Here is a 16,020-nt window from a genome sequence, read left to right as displayed (position 1 = left end):
CTGTAGGCGCTGCCGAAGGCTGCGATCTTTTGCTCTTCAGTTACCGCGCTTGCTGGTGATCTGCTTCAACCGATTCCCTTCAAACCGCAGATACTGGTACATCCCGCCGCTGGGTCCGTAGGTCCATTCCTCGACCTGGAATTCTTCCCGGCGATTGGCACTGCGCTTGTAGCCCAACAGGTCGCGGCTGACCGGCTCACCGCACTTCTGCAGCACCTCGCTGGACCTGTCCCCGACGCTGACCAACTGACTGCCGCAACGCAGGGTATCGGCGGCCGAAGCCTGACTGGCCGCGAGTGCCAGGGTCAGGCCGACCAGCAATTGTTTGATCATCACTCGGCGTCCAGATGCAGTGGTGTCACCACCTTGCCGTCACTTTCCGCTTCGCCGAGGCTGGCGTCGATGAAATACACGCGGTCGTCGGCCAACTGTCCCTTGTCGACCAGATAATCCTTGATGCTGCTGGCACGGTCCTGGCCCAGTTGGCGCAACAGCACGTCGCTGGTACTCCAGAACTTGATCACGTCCGCGCGCATTTTCGCGGTGCGTTCTTCCTTGCCCAGATCCTTCCATTCGGCGGGTGGCTGGGTTTTCAGGCGAGTGCGGTAGATGCCTTCCAGCAGCGGGCCTTTCTCGCTGTCCGGTACTTGCAGCAGCGAAGCCTGCGCCGGCACCTTGTCGCCGCGACGCTGGAGCATTTTGTAGTAGTTGTACTGGTATTCCCGCTCCAGGCGTTGCTCGGCGATCGGCGGACCATCACTGCTGGCGGCAGCGGTGCCTTCGATTTCCAGGCGCAACGCCGGACGTTCCTTGAGGGCCTGGGACAGTTTGACCAACGAGCCCTCGGCCTCCTTGCTCAGGTCGCTGGAACCTGGTGCGAACGACACCGTGCCCAGGTCTTCCGAGCCACCGCCACTGACCAGTCCGCCGATCATTTTGAACGGCGCGGCGGCGGCCTTGACGATCAGGTTGCGCAGGGTCTGCCAGACAATCGGCATGACGCTGAATTGTGGATTGTTGAGGTCGCCGGTGACCGGCAGTTCGATGGAAATCTTGCCGTCGACGTCCTTGAGCAGGGCAATCGCCAGTTTCAACGGCAGGCTGACGGCGTCCGGGCTGTCGACCTTTTCACCGAGCTGCAACTGCTCGACCACCACTTTGTTTTCAGCCTTGAGCTGACCTTTGGTGATCAGGTAATGCAGGTCGAGATTGAGCCGACCCTTGCGGATACGGTAGCCGGCGAACTTGCCGGAGTAGGGCGTCAGCGTGGTCAGCTCGACGCGTTTGAAACTGGTGGCGATGTCGAGGCTGGCCATTGGGTCGAACGGATTGACCGAGCCCTTGATGGTCACCGGTGCGTAGCGATCGACCTTGCCTTTGATGTCCACGGTCGCCGGTTTCGCCTGACGGCTGTCGATGGTGCCGATCTGGCCGTTGAGCTGTTGCACGGCGGTGGCGAAGTTCGGGGTCAGACTGAAGTCGGCAAAGTTGGCCGAGCCGTCATTGATGGCAACCCCGCCAATGTGGATGCCCAGCGGTTTGTCCTTGCTGGCGGCGGGTTTGGCGGCGGCCGTTTTGGCCCCGGAGTCGGGCGGCTGCGGGATCAGCAGGTCATCGACGTTGGTGGTGCGGTCATCGTTGATCATGAAGCGCACATAGGGCTGGAACAGGTTGATCCGGTCGATCGACAGGCTGTCGCCGTGCTGATAATTCAAGCCTTCGACCACCACCTGCTGCCACTTGAGAAAGTCGCGGGTTTTCAGGGTGTCGAGGGTGTGCAGCTGATCGATTTGCGCGCGTCCTGTCACGCTCAGCGCCAACGGCTCGGTGCTTTTCAGGTTGACTGCGAGGTCGCTGCCGAGCATGCCGCTGCGCAGTTCGAGGCGAATGAACGGGTTGATGTAGGACTGGGCAACCCGCAGGTCGATGTCCTTGGTCTGCACGTTGAGCCTGGCGCTGACCGGGGCCAGATTGACCTCGCCATCGGCGGTGATCTTGCCTTGCTTGCCCACGCCGGTGTCGAGCTTGAGGGTAAAGGGCGAGCCATTGAGGCTGTCGAAATTCTGCAGGTCCAGGTTCAGCGGGGTCAGGTCCAGCGTCACGGCGGGTTGCGCTTTTCGATCAGCCAGGTGCACCTGGTAATCGCGCAGTTGCACGTCCTTGAGCACTACCTGCCAAGGCTTGCTCGGCGCGGCAGGCGCTTTCGGCGAGTCGGCGGCTGCCGGCGTGCTGACGGGCTCGGCTTTGGCTTTCGTAGCTTCCTTGGACGGTTGGCTGGCGAACAGTTTCTGCCAGTCGAGTTGGCCGTCCGCTTCGAGCGCCGCCCAGGTTTCCAGTTTATTGCTGCGAATCTTGCCGACCACGACTTGCTGTTTGGCCAGGTCCACGGTGGTGTCGGTGATGTCCAGTCGCGCGAGTTTCGCCAGCGGTCGACCGTCCGGGGCATTGATGGCGAAAGGCGCGACGCTGACCGCTACGTTGCTCAGCAGCAGTTCGGTTTCCTTGGACAAGTTGAGCTTGTAGTCGGTGCTCAGGTTCAGCACGCCGTTTTCCAGCACCAGCGGCAGCGCGTCGCGCACATAAGGCCAAAAGGCTTTCATCTGGCCGTCGGTGATTTTCAGCTTACCTTCGGAGGCGATCGGGATCAGGCTGAAATTGCCGGTCCAGTCGAGTTGCCCACCGTTCGGGCCGATGGCCACAAGGGTCATGTCGGCGCTGTCTTCGGGCAGGGTGCTGAGGTTGTTCAGCTCGAAATCGAGTTTGTCGTAGAGGAACTCGATGGCTTCGCTGGGGCGATCGTCCTTGAAGTGCACGACACCGTCCGCCAGTTTGATCCGCTCTATGCGCAGCGGAAAAGGTTTGGCGTCCGGGTCGGCCGGGGTCGGTTCGCTGGCGGGGATGTTGAACAGACCGAGCAGATTGAGCTTGCCGTCCTTGCCAAAGAGGATTTCGGTCTTGGGTTTGTCCAGCTCGATATCCGACAGATGCAGTGCTTTGGTCCAGAGGCTGTCGATCTGCAGGTTGGCGTACAGGCGTTCGAAGCCGACCTGTTCCTTGCCCGGCTCGCCGATGATCAGGCCCCATAGGGTGACTTCAAGGCTGAAGGGGTTGAGTTCGATTCGCTGAATCGTGGCGGGCGTCGTGGCGTAGTTGGCCAGTTGCTGGTTGGCAACCCGCAATGCGATGCCCGGCAAAATCAGAAACCCCAGCAGGCTGTAGAGGGCCAGAGCAGTCAACAGGGCGCCGATAGCGCGGATCAATCCTTTGGGCATGTGTGGCTTCATCTGTCTGAATCGGAGTGCGTTGGAGTATGGCACGCGAATCCGGTTCCGAAGCCACCCTGCGTTATAGGATTTATCTGAAATTTTCTTTGGGATTCAGAGTTGCAGGATCAGGGTTTTCAGCGGTGGCTGTTGATCCATGGACGGGAAATCGCCGCCCGGTTTCATCACCGTCCACTCGCGCACCGGCCTCCCGGCTTTCTCGGCGCAACGCAAAACCTGTTCGCGCCAGTCGTCCATGCTGACTTTTGCCAGGTTGTTGCAGCAGATCAGCACGCCATTGTCGGCGGTGGTCAGCAGCGCCGGTTTGAGCAGGCTCTGGTAGTCGCGCAGCAGGTCGACGGTGCCGAAAGCGCTCTTGGCCCAGGCCGGTGGGTCCAGCAACACCAGGTCGTATTGACGTTGTTCCAGGCGTTGATAGCTCGGCAATTTTTGCCCGCGGCGCTGGCTGATGGGCAGGCCGGCGAGCTGGCGAATGGCCGGGAAGTAATCGGACTGGATGAACTGCATGGTCGGCAACTGCGGATTGAGCAGACCGTTTTCGCGGCCAACTGCCAGATTGCCTTCGGCGAAATCCAGGTTGCACACTTCGCTCGCGCCACCGGCCGCAGCGCTCAGGCCGACGCCGCAGGTGTAGGCAAACAGGTTGAGCACGCTTTTGTGCTTGCTGTGTTCCTTGACCCAGCCGCGGGTGTTGCGCAGGTCGAGGAACAGCAGCGGGTCCTGACCGGCGTGACGGCCGCGGACCCGGTAGTTCAGGCCCCATTCGTGGCCGACCAGGTCTTGCAGGGCGGCTTCGTCGGCGCGGTAAACGGTGTCTTCGCGGTCGATGCGCGAGTTGCCCCGGGAACGGTCGTTGTAGACCAGCAGGGTTTCGAAGCCCAGGTGTTGATTGATCGCCTCGTGCAGTTGCAGCAGGTCATCGCGCTCCAGGGCCTGGTGAAAGCTCTGCACCAACAGTTGCGGGCCGTAGCGGTCGATGGTCAGGCCGCCGGCGCCTTCCTGGCTGCCATGGAACAGGCGATAGCAATCGGTGCCTTGCTGATGCAGTTCGGCAAGCAGGTCCTGGCGATGATCGAGGGCGGCGCGCAGCGCCTGATTCAAGGAAGACATGCTGAGCGCCTTGCAGGAGGGAGGGAATTTGGCGCGGGAGTTTAACACTGTGGCAAGGGGGATTGCCTGTGGCGCGGGAGCTTGCGCCCGCTGGGCTGCGAAGCGGCCCCAAAATCTCGAGCGTTTCCGAAATCTTGCCAGTGCTGTGCACTGGAACGGGGGCAAGCCCCCTCGCCACAAGGGCCGGAGTTCAGGTCGGCAACCCCATCCGCCGCTTCGCCCGATGCACCGAGCCATTACGCACTGCCCAGCGCAGCATCGGCGCGCTGCGGTTGACGCTGGCGCGGATCAGCGTGCGTTGCAGCGGACTCTGGCGGACGCCCAGCATGTCACTGGCCCAATCCGGCAGCAGGTCGATACCGGCCTGCATCATCAATCCGCCGAACGGCTTGGCCAGACGGCTGGGGGCCGGGGCGTTCAACAACCGTCGCAACACCTCGCGACTGCGATCGTCGCACAGCAGTTGCGGGCGAATGCGCTCAAGGTAATCGGCTATTTCCTGTCGCGAACGGGGCACGTCACGAGCACCGAGCCGTTCGGCGACCAGAGCGATTTCGTCGTAGTAGCGGTCCTGATCGGCCGCAGACAGGTGCGGATTGCGGTAACGCAAATGCGCCGCGAGGAAGTTGCTGACCTCGGCCACATGCACCCACGTCAGCAGATCGGGATCACTCGCGGCGTATGGCCGACCATCCGGCGCGGTGCCGGTCACTTGAAGGTGGATGGTGCGCACTTTCTCGATCAGCCAGTCCGCATCCCGGCGGGAACCGAACGTGGTGCCGGAAATAAACTGCCCTGTACGGCGCAAGCGACCGAGCATGTCCTCGCGAAAATTCGAATGGTCCCAGACCCCGGCCAGCGCCAATGGGTGCAGGGCTTGCAGCATCAGCGCGCTGATACCGCCGATGAGCATGCTGCTGAAGTCGCCGTGAACCTGCCAACTCACCGAATCGGGACCGAACAGGCCGGGGTCGCCCTTGGGATTTTCCAGGTCGAGCTTGCCGAGGGACAGACCGGTGAGGCTCATGACCTGGGTTTCGATGCGGCTGCGGATGAATTCCATGGCGACTCAGTGGCGAAAATGAAACGCGGCCATTGCTGGCCGCGCTGGGCTTATTGGTTCAGGCGTTTATCGACCAGGTCCTGAACCACACTTGGATCGGCCAGGGTCGACGTGTCTCCCAGACTGTCGAGCTCGTTGCAGGCGATCTTGCGCAGAATCCGCCGCATGATCTTGCCCGAACGGGTTTTCGGCAAGGCCGGTGCCCACTGGATCAGGTCCGGTTTGGCGAAGCTGCCGATCTCCTTGCTGACGTGGGCCAGCAGTTCTTTCTTCAGTTCGTCGGTGGGGTCGGTGCCGTTCATGGGCGTGACAAACGCATAGATGCCCTGGCCTTTAATGTCGTGAGGGTAACCGACCACGGCAGCCTCGGCGATGCTGTCGTGCAGCACCAGGGCACTTTCGACTTCGGCAGTGCCGATGCGGTGACCGGAAACGTTGATCACGTCGTCGATACGCCCGGTAATCCAGTAATCGCCGTCCTCGTCGCGGCGAGCGCCGTCGCCGGTGAAGTAGTAACCGGGATAGGGTTTGAAGTAGGTATCGACCATCCGTTGCGGGTCGCCGTAGACGCTGCGGATCTGCGCCGGCCAGCTGGATTTGATCGCCAGCACACCGCTGCCGGAGCCTTTGATTTCCTTGCCCACTTCATCGAGCAGCACCGGTTGCACGCCGAACATCGGTTGCGTGGCGCAGCCGGGTTTGATCCGCTGCGCGCTGACCAGCGGGCTGAGCATGATGCCGCCGGTCTCGGTCTGCCACCAGGTATCGACGATCGGGCAACGCTGTTCGCCGACGACATTGAAATACCAGTCCCACGCTTCCGGGTTGATCGGCTCACCGACGCTGCCGAGTAATCTGAGGCTGGCGCGAGACGTTTCCTTCAACGGTTCGGGGCCTTCGCGCATCAGCGAGCGCAGGGCGGTGGGAGCGGTGTAGAAGATGTTCACGTGGTGTTTATCGATCACCTGCCAGAAACGCGAACTGCTTGGATAACTGGGTACGCCTTCGAAGATCAGCGTGGTCGCGCCGTTGGCCAGCGGCCCGTAGACGATGTAACTGTGGCCGGTGACCCAGCCGACATCGGCGGTGCACCAGAAGACTTCGTCGTCGCGGTAGTCGAGCACGTATTTGAAGGTCATCGCCGCTTGCAGCAGATAGCCGCCGGTAGTGTGCAGCACACCTTTGGGTTTGCCCGTGCTGCCGGAGGTGTAAAGAATGAACAGCGGGTCCTCGGCGTCCATCGGTTCTGGCGGGCAATCGTCGCTGACATCGCGCAGGGCCTGGTGATACCAGAGGTCGCGGCCTTCGACCCAGTTCACTTCACCCTGAGTACGCTCGACCACGATCACGGTGCTGACATTCGGACAACTCTGCAGCGCCTTGTCGACCTTGTCTTTGAGCGGTACGAATTTGCCGCCGCGCACGCCTTCATCGGCGGTGATCACGGTGCGGCAGTCGGCATCGAGAATCCGGTCACGCACAGAATCGGGGGAGAACCCGCCAAACACCACCGAATGCACCGCACCGATCCGCGTGCAGGCGAGCATGGCGTAGGCGGCTTCGGGGATCATCGGCATGTAGATGCACACGCGGTCGCCTTTCTTCACGCCACGGCTTTTGAGCACGTTGGCCAGGCGGCAGACGTTGTGGTGCAGTTTTTTGTAGGTGATCTGGGCGGACTCGGCGGGGTCGTCGCCTTCCCAGATGATTGCGACCTGATCGCCGCGTTTTTCCAGGTGCCGGTCAATGCAGTTGTAACTGACATTCAACTTTGCGCCGGCAAACCAGCTGGCTTCACCGGTTTTCAGGTTATAGCGCTGGACGGTATCCCAGGGTTTGCTCCAGTCGAGAAAGCGTGAAGCCTGCTCGGCCCAGAATTCGCTGGGGTGTTCGATGGATTGGCGGTACAGGCGCTTGTAGTCGTCTTGACTGAGTTGTGCGGCCCGGCGGACGGCATCGGCTTTGGGGAACGTGCTGATATCGAACATGACGGTTCCTTATTCTTGTTTTGGTAAACAAGTAATAAAGATGCGCCGAGTGACCGAAGGGTTCAAGCCGTGTGCTAAACAACTGTGGGAGCGAGCCTGCTCGCTCCCACAGGGTAATGCAGTGAACTGTCAAATCACCCGCGGTGACGACCGCGGAAGTAGTTGATCAGCCCTTGGGTGGACGCATCGTCAGCCGGGGTTTCTTCGCTGCCGACCAGGCGGTTGTAGACGCCTTTGCCCAGCTCTTTGCCCAATTCCACGCCCCACTGGTCGAAGGCGTTGATGCCCCAGACCACGCTTTGCACGAAAACCTTGTGTTCGTACATCGCCACCAGTGCGCCAAGACGACGCGGGCTGATGCGTTCGACCACCAGCGTGTTGCTCGGACGGTTGCCCGGGATCACCTTGTGCGGCGCGAGTTTCTGCACGTCCGCTTCGGCCATGCCCTTGTCCCGCAACTCGGCTTCTGCTTCGGCGCGGGTCTTGCCGAGCATCAGTGCCTGGCTTTGCGACAGGCAGTTGGCGTACAGCCACTGGTGATGATCGGAGACCGGGTTGAAGCTGACGATCGGCACGATGAAGTCGGCCGGAATCAGTTGGGTGCCCTGGTGCAGCAACTGGTGATACGCGTGTTGGCCGTTGCAACCCACGCCGCCCCAGATCACGGGGCCAGTGTCGGTGGACACCGGCGTGCCGTCCTGACGCACGCTCTTGCCGTTGGATTCCATGTCCAGCTGTTGCAAGTGTTTGGTGATGTTACGCAGGTAGTGGTCGTACGGCAGGATCGCGTGACTTTGCGCGCCCCAGAAGTTGCCGTACCAGACGCCGAGCAAGGCCAGCAGCACCGGCATGTTCTGTTCGAACGGCGCGCTCTGGAAATGCTGGTCCATGGTGTAGGCACCGGACAGCAGTTCCTTGAAGTTCGACATGCCGATGGCCAGGGCAATCGGCAATCCGATGGCCGACCACAGCGAGTAGCGACCGCCGACCCAGTCCCACATCGGGAAGATGTTTTCTTCGCGGATACCGAACGCCACAGCCGCCGCGTTGTTGCTGGAAACGGCGATGAAGTGACGATACAGCTCGGCTTCCGAACCGCCCTGAGCCAGGTACCAGGCGCGAGCGGCCTGGGCATTCTTCAGGGTTTCGAGGGTGTTGAAGGATTTCGACGAAACGATAAACAGCGTGGTCTCGGCACGCAGCTTCATGGTCAGCTCATGGAGTTCACTGCCGTCGATGTTCGCCAGGTAATGACAGCGCACGCCTTTCTGGGCGTAGGACAGCAGCGCTTCGGAGACCAGCTCGGGGCCGAGGAACGAGCCACCGATGCCGATGTTCACCACGTCGGTGATCGGCTTCTCGGTGTAACCGCGCCACAGACCGTCGTGGATGCGGCCCACGAGGTCGGTAATCTTGTTCAACACCTTGTGTACTTCGGGCATCACGTTGACGCCATTGACCGACAGCTTTTCACCCACTGGACGACGCAGCGCGGTGTGCAGGGCCGGACGGCCTTCGGAGGAGTTGACGATCTCGCCGTCGAACAGCGCTTTGATCGCGCCCTTGAGGTCGACTTCGTTGGCCAGACCCACCAGCAGATCGCGGGTTTCGGCGTTGATCAGGTTCTTCGAGTAGTCGAGAAACAGGCCGCAGCTGCTGAGGGTGAATTGAGTAAAGCGCTGCGGGTCGGCATTAAAGGCTTCGCGCATGCTGAAATCCTGCATGGCTTGGCGGTGGTCATTCAGCGCTTGCCAGGCGGGCAGAGCGGTCACGTCGTGAGGAGTGCGGTAGTACGCCATCGCTGCGGGTTTCCTTTTTACTTGAACGGCCTTTTGAACACTAAAAATCCCGGAGCGCTGTGGGGGCGTCCGGTCAACTGCGTCGACACGATTTCATGGCGCAGGGCGAATACAGTAAACCTCGCGCTGCGATCTGTCTTGACTTTGTCTGACCCGTTCCCGGTACTTTTTTATACATAAAGTGGGGAACGGTCCGACAAACGGAAGAGAAGGTTCGGTCAGGCAACCTGAACCGGAATGGCATTGCTGGTGTGGCTCAACTCGTTACCCGGCGCCATGTAAAGCATGCGCGGCTTGAAGTTGAGCAGTTCGGCTTCGCTGTAGTGAGCGTAAGCGCAGATGATCACACGGTCGCCGACCTTGGCCTTGTGCGCCGCGGCACCGTTAACTGAAATCATGCGCGAGCCTTCTTCGCCACGAATCGCATAAGTGGTGAAGCGTTCGCCGTTGTCGACGTTGTAGATCTGGATCTGTTCGTATTCACGGATGCCGGATAAGTCCAGCCATTCGCCGTCGATGGCGCAGGAACCTTCGTAATCAAGAACTGCGTGGGTGACTTCGGCGCGATGCAGCTTGGCCTTGAGCATGATGGCGTGCATGAGTGTTTCCCCAGGTCGGAATCGAACGGCGGGCAGTTTGCCCGAAGGCATTGTGGGCAGCAATACAGGGCGCAAGGGAGCAGCCCTCTGCAGGAGCCAGCAAGCCGGCTCCTAAGGATTTTTGGTGTTTTATGCGGTGGCGTCGAGGTTCAGGTGCAGGTTGTCGATCAACCGTGTGGTGCCGAGGAACGCCGCCACCAGAATCACCAGATCCCGATCTTCCGTCGTCGCCGGACGCAAGGTCAGCGCATGACGGATTTCCAGGTAATCGGTACGCAGGCCCGCGGCTTCGAGTTGCTGTTGTTGTGCCGCGATCAGCGCCGGATAATCGCGGTCACCTTGTTTGATGGCTTCGGTAATCGAGGCCAGCGTGCGATACACCACCGGCGCAACCGCCCGCTGTTCTTCGCTGAGGAACCCATTGCGTGATGACAGTGCCAGGCCGTCGGCCGCACGGACCGTCGGCTCGCCGATGATCTGGATCGGCATGTTCAGGTCATGCACCAGCGCGCGAATCACCGCCAGTTGCTGGAAGTCTTTCTGACCGAAGATCGCCAGGTCCGGTTGAACCATGTTGAACAACTTGCTGACCACCGTCGCCACACCTTCGAAATGCCCCGGACGGCTGGCGCCGCACAAGCCTTCGGACAGTTGCGGAACACTGACGCGAGTCTGGCCAGCCATGCCATCGGGGTACATTTCTTCGACTGTCGGCGCGAACAGCAAGTGGCAACCGGCCTGGAGCAACTTTTCCTGGTCTGCCGCGAGGGTGCGGGGGTACTTGTCGAGATCTTCGCCTGCACCGAACTGCAGTGGGTTGACGAAAATGCTCGCGACCACGAAATCCGCCCGTTGGCTGGCTTTGGTAATCAGTGCGATATGACCGCTGTGCAGGTTGCCCATGGTCGGCACGAAGGCAATGCGCTTGCCTTCGCTGCGGGCGCGGGCCACGGCGGCCCGCAGTTCGCGTACGGTTTTAACGGTGTTCATGCAGAGAATCCGTGTTCGATACCAGGGAAAGTCGCCGCTTTGACGTCAGTGACGTAAGCGTTCAGGGCCGCTTGAATGCTGGGTTGGCCGTTCATGAAGTTTTTCACGAATTTCGGCACTCGGCCCGTAATCGACAGACCGAGCATGTCGTGCAGCACCAGGACCTGGCCGTCGGTACCGCTGCCGGCGCCGATGCCGATCACCGGTATCCCCACTGCCTGGGTAATTTCCTGAGCCAGTTCGCTCGGTACGCATTCGAGCAGCAGCATGGCGGCACCGGCCTGTTCCAGGGCGATGGCGTCGGCGCGCATCTGCCGTGCCTGGTTCTCGTTACGGCCCTGGACTTTGTAACCGCCCAGAATGTTCACCGACTGCGGTGTCAGCCCCATGTGTGCGCACACCGGGATACCGCGCTCGGCCAGCAGACGGATCGAGTCTGCCAGCCACAGCGCGCCTTCGACCTTGACCATGTGCGCACCGGCCTGCATCAACAGGGCGCTGTTGGTCATGGTTTGTTCGAGGGTGGCATAGGCCATGAAGGGCAGGTCGGCGAGGATCAACGCGTCAGTGTTACCGCGTTTGACGGCGGCGACGTGGTAAGCCATCTCGGCGGTGGTCACCGGCAGGGTGCTGTCGTGACCCTGGAGCACCATGCCGAGGGAGTCGCCCACCAGCAGCACTTCGACGCCAGCCTCATTGCAGGCGTGGGCGAAGGTCGCGTCATAGCAGGTCAGCATGGTGATTTTTTCACCTTTTTGCTTGAGACCTTGCAGAGTGGTCAGGGTGATGGCTGGCATGAAAAGTTCCTCATTCAGGCGCTGTGGAAACTACTGCGAGTAACGCGCGTGATTCTTCGTTAAATACAGGCGCACGGTCTGTTGTCGTGCTTTTAAGGCCTGGATTGCGCCCTTCAATGCCGCGTTGGCGGCAGCGGGACGCCTATAGTCGTGAGGAGAACTCGGGAAGTCAATTGCGTGTGTTACCGCGTTGTTACGCGTGGGGTGTTACCGGAGTAACTGATGCGATTCAGCAGCCGCAGATCTTATGCACGACACAAGCGGGCTTGCTCGCGAAGGCGGTGGATCAGTCGGCATCAATACTGAATGACACACCGTCGTCGCGAGCAAGCCCGCTCCCACAGTGGTTTTGTGTCAACTTTGAGGGAGGCGTTCCAGCCCGACGAACGGGCAGGCTGCGAGCAATTCACTCAGGCTGCGCCCATCCGCCAAACGCAAATCCGCCGGCGCCAATTCGGCCAGCGGATACAGAACGAACGCGCGTTCCTGCATATGGTAGTGAGGCACCTTGAGGCGCGGTTCATCGATCAGTCGATCGCCGAACAGCAGAATATCGAGATCCAGCGTGCGCGGCCCCCAGCGTTCCAGGCGTTCGCGGCCCTGTCCGTTTTCGATGGCTTGCAGCGCGTCGAGCAGGTCCAGCGGTGCGAGCGTGCTATCGAGCGCGGCGACCGCGTTGGTGTAACGCGGTTGGCCGGGTAGCAGCGAGTCGCTCTGATAAAACGCTGAAACCCCGACCAGTTCGGTCTGCGGCAATTGCGCCAGCGCCTCGACGGCGCTGCGCAATTGTTCGGCGGGGTCAGCCAGGTTGCTGCCCATGCCGATGTAGATGCGTTCCATGCTTACTCGCCCGTAGCGCTCGGAGCGCCAGCCGCGCGTTTGCGCTTGGCACCGCCGCTGCGGCGACGTTTGCGCGGCGCACCGCTGGCGCCGTCGTCCTTGCCGCTGAGGTCGCGGATCATGTCGCGACGCTCACTGTCGTTGGCGTCCTGATAATCGGTCCACCATTCGCCCAGGCCATCGGTCTGCTCGCCGGCGCTTTCACGCAGCAGCAGGAAGTCGTAACCGGCGCGGAATCGCGGATTGTCCAGCAACAGATCGGCGCGTTTGCCGCTGCGGCGTGGCAGGCGTTCCTGCATGTCCCAGATTTCGCGGATCGGCATGGTGAAGCGTTTTGGAATCGCGATCCGCTGGCACTGTTCGGCAATCAACTCATGCGCCGCTTCCTGCATCGCCGGGATCGGCGGCATGCCACGTTCCTGCAAGCGCAACACGCGAGCCGGCAGGGCAGGCCAGAGCAGGGCTGCAAACAGGAACGCCGGGGTCACCGGTTTGTTCTGCTTGATCCGCAGGTCGGTGTTGATCAGCGCTTCGCTGATCAGGGTGTGGGTGTACGTCGGGTTGTATTCCAGCGCCTCGGCACTGGCCGGGAACAGCGGATCGAACAACTGCAAGTCGACCAGCATCTCGAAGGTGTCCGCGGCGTGGCCGGAGAGGAACAGCTTGAGCACTTCTTCGAACAGGCGGGCCGACGGGATCTCGCGCAGCATCGGCGCCAGATCGCGGATCGGCAGGGCGCTGTGTTTTTCGATACCGAAATTCAGTTTCGCGGCGAAACGCACGGCCCGCAGCATCCGTACCGGGTCTTCCTGGTAGCGTTGCTTCGGGTCACCGATCAGGCGGATCAGGTGATTGCGGATGTCGTGTACGCCGTTGGCGTAGTCGAGAATACGTTCGCTGACCGGATCGTAATACAGGGCGTTGATGGTGAAGTCGCGGCGTTGCGCGTCTTCTTCCAGCGTGCCGTAGACGTTGTCGCGCAGGATGCGCCCGCTCTCGTTGCGGGAAGACTGGTTGCTGTCTTCCTCTTCGTCGTTTTGCGGGTGATTGGCGCGGAAGGTCGCGACTTCGATGATTTCGCGACCAAAGTGGATATGCACCAGTTTGAAGCGACGACCGATGATCCGCGCATTGCGGAATTCGGCGCGAACCTGTTCAGGGGTAGCGCTGGTGGCAACGTCGAAATCTTTTGGCGTGATGCCGAGCATCATGTCACGCACACAGCCGCCGACCAGATAAGCCTGGTAACCGGCGTTCTGCAGGCGTTCGACGATATTCACCGCATAACGGCTGAATTGCGCCTTTTGCAGCGAATGTTGGCCGCTGTTAAGCACTTCAGGCGTGCTGCGGATGTGTTGCGTATGACGCTTGGGAGAACGGAATGACTGGAACAGCTTCTTCAGCATGGGATGCACTGTTTGAAGGAATGTTCGGCCATAACGAAGAATGACCGCATGATGGGCGGGGATTCTAGCATTTAGTCGGGGGATGGTGTAGGAAGCTGCGCAAGCGCTTGAAGGGCATGCCTGGCACGGGGGGTAAACAGCAGAAACTACAAGGGGAGCCGAAGCTCCCCAAGAAGTAGTTGCATGTTCTATTTTTGTTATTGGTTTCGGGCTTCTTGTTTTTGTTGAGTGCCCGCGTCATGAAGTTTTCCTTCATGACCCTCCCAATCGGGAGCCAAGAGCAAACGGATTGCTTTGGTCGCTGTGCTGCAGTGATCTTGCGATCCAACCAGTTCAGGCTCTGTCTCAGGACAGTTTTTGTTGTTCTCGGCCTGGTCGTGGGGCAAGCCCCAAATACAACGCCTCTCCAAAAGAATCAGTTAGCTGCGCCTCTCGCCGTCTTGTTTTTATTGTGCGTGAGTCGATTCGTCTTATTTTTATTGTCTTGTGCATTGCTTGTTATTGTTGTTGTACCAAACATATAGCAGGGTGCGTGCCAACTTTTGTGAGGCCCAGCAAAACAAGGGGTTACGTCACCTGAGCAGGTTTTTCGAGGCCCAAAAAAACCGGGGCTTCGTTACCGTAAGCCCCGGCTTCTGTTACGTGAAAAAGCTGAGGTAACAGTTTTTTCACAAAGTCATGTGTTACTCGCTCAGCTCTCGCTGGCCACCCCGGTCTTGCGACGCGGGATACCCAGGCGCTGGCGACGTTCCCACAGACATTTACGGCTGACCCCGAGTTTGCGTGCCAGCTCGGTTTCGGTCATGTGGTCCTGATGCTCGAGAACGAAGTGCTGGAAGTAGTCTTCCAGCGACAGGTCTTCGGTCGGCTCATGATTGTTGTTGCCGGCGCCGTTGCCCTGTTGCGGGGGCAGGCCGATGAACTCGTCGTCTTCCAGGCCGCTCAGCTCGATGTCGATGCCCAGCAGCTCGGCGGAAATTTCCGGGCTCTCGCACAGGATGACCGCACGCTCGACCGCGTTTTCCAATTCGCGCACGTTGCCCGGCCAGGAGTAGTGACGAATCGCCTGCTCGGCGTCCGCGGCGAATTTCAGGTCGGTGCGGTTGACCCGCGCGCTCTGCCGCGCCAGGAAAGCATTGGCGATTTCGTTGACGTCGGCGCCACGCTCGCGCAGTGCCGGCAGTTTCAGGGCGATCACGTGGAGGCGGTAATACAAATCTTCACGGAACTGACCGATCTTGGCCAGGCTCTTGAGGTCGCGGTGAGTCGCGGCGATCAAACGCACATCGACTTTCTGCGACTGCACCGAGCCCACCCGGCGAATTTCGCCTTCCTGCAACACGCGCAGCAGGCGAGCCTGGGCTTCCAATGGCAGTTCGCCGATTTCATCGAGGAACAAGGTGCCGCCGTCCGCCGCTTCCACCAGGCCGGCACGTCCGGCGCTGGCGCCGGTGAACGCGCCTTTTTCGTGACCGAACAGTTCGGACTCGATCAGGCTTTCCGGAATGGCCGCGCAGTTCACCGAAATCATCGGTGCCTTGGCGCGTTTCGACAGGTTGTGCAGGGCGCGCGCCACCAGTTCTTTACCGGTGCCGGACTCGCCCTGGATCAGGACATTGGAGTCGGTCGGTGCCACTTTGCGGATCTTGCTGTACAGATCCTGCATCGGCGGGCACGAGCCGATGATGCCGATTTCGCCGTTGCTGTTGTCGATGCCCGGTTTCGCCGCGCCATTGGCGGCTTTGCCGACGGCAGGTTCACCGCTGGCCGGCACCGATTGCCGGTCACGCAAGATGCGCGCGACGGCCTGGAGCATTTCGTCGTGGTCGAAAGGCTTGGCGATGTAATCCACCGCGCCCATCTTCATTGAGTCGACCGCCGAGCGCAGGCTGGCGTAGCTGGTCATGATCAGCACCGGAGTGCCCTGGCCGAGTTTGATCAACTCGGTGCCCGGTGCGCCAGGCAGGCGCAGGTCACTGACGATCAGGTCGAACGTGGGAATGGTGAAGCGTTCTTGTGCTTCCTGCACTGAACCGGCTTCGCTGACCTGGTACTGGTTACGTTCCAGCAGGCGGCGCAAGGCGGAGCGGATAATTGTTTCGTCTTCGACGATCAAAATGTGCGGCATTGATTCGATACTCTCG

At 60.6% G+C, this 16,020-nt stretch carries 12 protein-coding genes; all 12 read right to left on the bottom strand.

Going from position 1 to position 16,020, the window contains the following annotated elements; translation table 11 throughout:
- Window positions 1-36: 36 nt before the first annotated feature.
- Window positions 37-333 carry a DUF2845 domain-containing protein gene (locus ACM1ZW_RS04340; RefSeq protein WP_416740214.1) on the bottom strand — a complete coding sequence of 99 codons (297 nt, stop codon included), beginning with the start codon at window positions 331-333 and terminating at the stop codon, window positions 37-39.
- Window positions 333-3,284, bottom strand: coding sequence for a DUF748 domain-containing protein (locus tag ACM1ZW_RS04335; RefSeq protein ID WP_416740213.1), 2,952 nt, complete (start codon window positions 3,282-3,284; stop codon window positions 333-335). The genes ACM1ZW_RS04340 and ACM1ZW_RS04335 overlap by 1 nt, the downstream gene beginning before the upstream one ends.
- A gap of 93 nt (window positions 3,285-3,377) precedes the next feature.
- Window positions 3,378-4,394: a class I SAM-dependent rRNA methyltransferase gene (locus ACM1ZW_RS04330; protein WP_017340812.1), complete on the bottom strand. Its 1,017-nt coding sequence runs from the start codon at window positions 4,392-4,394 to the stop codon at window positions 3,378-3,380.
- A gap of 190 nt (window positions 4,395-4,584) precedes the next feature.
- A complete protein-coding gene (locus tag ACM1ZW_RS04325; RefSeq protein WP_017340811.1) occupies window positions 4,585-5,457 on the bottom strand; it encodes an oxygenase MpaB family protein in 873 nt (290 codons plus the stop codon).
- A gap of 50 nt (window positions 5,458-5,507) precedes the next feature.
- The gene (gene acs / locus ACM1ZW_RS04320; protein WP_416740212.1) at window positions 5,508-7,445 is read right to left on the bottom strand and encodes an acetate--CoA ligase; all 1,938 of its coding nucleotides are present in this window, start codon (window positions 7,443-7,445) and stop codon (window positions 5,508-5,510) included.
- 134 nt (window positions 7,446-7,579) lie between these two features.
- Complete coding sequence (gene pgi / locus ACM1ZW_RS04315; RefSeq protein WP_017340809.1) at window positions 7,580-9,244, bottom strand: glucose-6-phosphate isomerase; 1,665 nt, start codon at window positions 9,242-9,244, stop codon at window positions 7,580-7,582.
- Between the two features lie 218 nt (window positions 9,245-9,462).
- Window positions 9,463-9,843 carry an aspartate 1-decarboxylase gene (gene panD, locus ACM1ZW_RS04310; protein WP_003228271.1) on the bottom strand — a complete coding sequence of 127 codons (381 nt, stop codon included), beginning with the start codon at window positions 9,841-9,843 and terminating at the stop codon, window positions 9,463-9,465.
- Window positions 9,844-9,972: 129 nt separating this feature from the next.
- The gene (panC, locus tag ACM1ZW_RS04305) at window positions 9,973-10,833 is read right to left on the bottom strand and encodes a pantoate--beta-alanine ligase (RefSeq protein ID WP_416740211.1); all 861 of its coding nucleotides are present in this window, start codon (window positions 10,831-10,833) and stop codon (window positions 9,973-9,975) included.
- On the bottom strand, window positions 10,830-11,630 hold the full coding sequence (gene panB, locus ACM1ZW_RS04300; protein WP_017340807.1) for a 3-methyl-2-oxobutanoate hydroxymethyltransferase: 801 nt from the start codon (window positions 11,628-11,630) through the stop codon (window positions 10,830-10,832). Before panB ends, panC begins: the two co-directional genes overlap by 4 nt.
- A gap of 354 nt (window positions 11,631-11,984) precedes the next feature.
- Window positions 11,985-12,470 carry a 2-amino-4-hydroxy-6-hydroxymethyldihydropteridine diphosphokinase gene (folK, locus tag ACM1ZW_RS04295; RefSeq protein WP_017340806.1) on the bottom strand — a complete coding sequence of 162 codons (486 nt, stop codon included), beginning with the start codon at window positions 12,468-12,470 and terminating at the stop codon, window positions 11,985-11,987.
- A 2-nt stretch (window positions 12,471-12,472) separates the two neighbouring features.
- Window positions 12,473-13,876: a polynucleotide adenylyltransferase PcnB gene (locus tag ACM1ZW_RS04290; protein ID WP_017340805.1), complete on the bottom strand. Its 1,404-nt coding sequence runs from the start codon at window positions 13,874-13,876 to the stop codon at window positions 12,473-12,475.
- Window positions 13,877-14,567: 691 nt separating this feature from the next.
- Complete coding sequence (locus ACM1ZW_RS04285) at window positions 14,568-16,004, bottom strand: sigma-54-dependent transcriptional regulator (RefSeq protein WP_017340804.1); 1,437 nt, start codon at window positions 16,002-16,004, stop codon at window positions 14,568-14,570.
- Between the last annotated feature and the right edge of the window lie 16 nt (window positions 16,005-16,020).

The sequence above is a fragment of the Pseudomonas sp. NFX71 genome (assembly GCF_048079215.1).
Taxonomy (GTDB): domain Bacteria; phylum Pseudomonadota; class Gammaproteobacteria; order Pseudomonadales; family Pseudomonadaceae; genus Aquipseudomonas; species Aquipseudomonas fluorescens_B.
This window is presented reverse-complemented; position numbering and strand designations above follow the sequence as displayed.

Bases quoted from the DNA above. Each gene is read 5' to 3' on its own strand.
- ACM1ZW_RS04285 (WP_017340804.1), bottom strand. From the start codon at position 16,004: ATGCCGCACATTTTGATCGTCGAAGACGAAACAATTATCCGCTCCGCC.
- acs (WP_416740212.1), bottom strand. From the start codon at position 7,445: ATGTTCGATATCAGCACGTTCCCCAAAGCCGATGCCGTCCGCCGGGCC.
- panB (WP_017340807.1), bottom strand. From the start codon at position 11,630: ATGCCAGCCATCACCCTGACCACTCTGCAAGGTCTCAAGCAAAAAGGT.
- ACM1ZW_RS04290 (WP_017340805.1), bottom strand. From the start codon at position 13,876: ATGCTGAAGAAGCTGTTCCAGTCATTCCGTTCTCCCAAGCGTCATACG.
- pgi (WP_017340809.1), bottom strand. From the start codon at position 9,244: ATGGCGTACTACCGCACTCCTCACGACGTGACCGCTCTGCCCGCCTGG.
- panC (WP_416740211.1), bottom strand. From the start codon at position 10,833: ATGAACACCGTTAAAACCGTACGCGAACTGCGGGCCGCCGTGGCCCGC.
- ACM1ZW_RS04330 (WP_017340812.1), bottom strand. From the start codon at position 4,394: ATGTCTTCCTTGAATCAGGCGCTGCGCGCCGCCCTCGATCATCGCCAG.
- ACM1ZW_RS04325 (WP_017340811.1), bottom strand. From the start codon at position 5,457: ATGGAATTCATCCGCAGCCGCATCGAAACCCAGGTCATGAGCCTCACC.
- panD (WP_003228271.1), bottom strand. From the start codon at position 9,843: ATGCACGCCATCATGCTCAAGGCCAAGCTGCATCGCGCCGAAGTCACC.
- folK (WP_017340806.1), bottom strand. From the start codon at position 12,470: ATGGAACGCATCTACATCGGCATGGGCAGCAACCTGGCTGACCCCGCC.
- ACM1ZW_RS04335 (WP_416740213.1), bottom strand. From the start codon at position 3,284: ATGAAGCCACACATGCCCAAAGGATTGATCCGCGCTATCGGCGCCCTG.
- ACM1ZW_RS04340 (WP_416740214.1), bottom strand. From the start codon at position 333: ATGATCAAACAATTGCTGGTCGGCCTGACCCTGGCACTCGCGGCCAGT.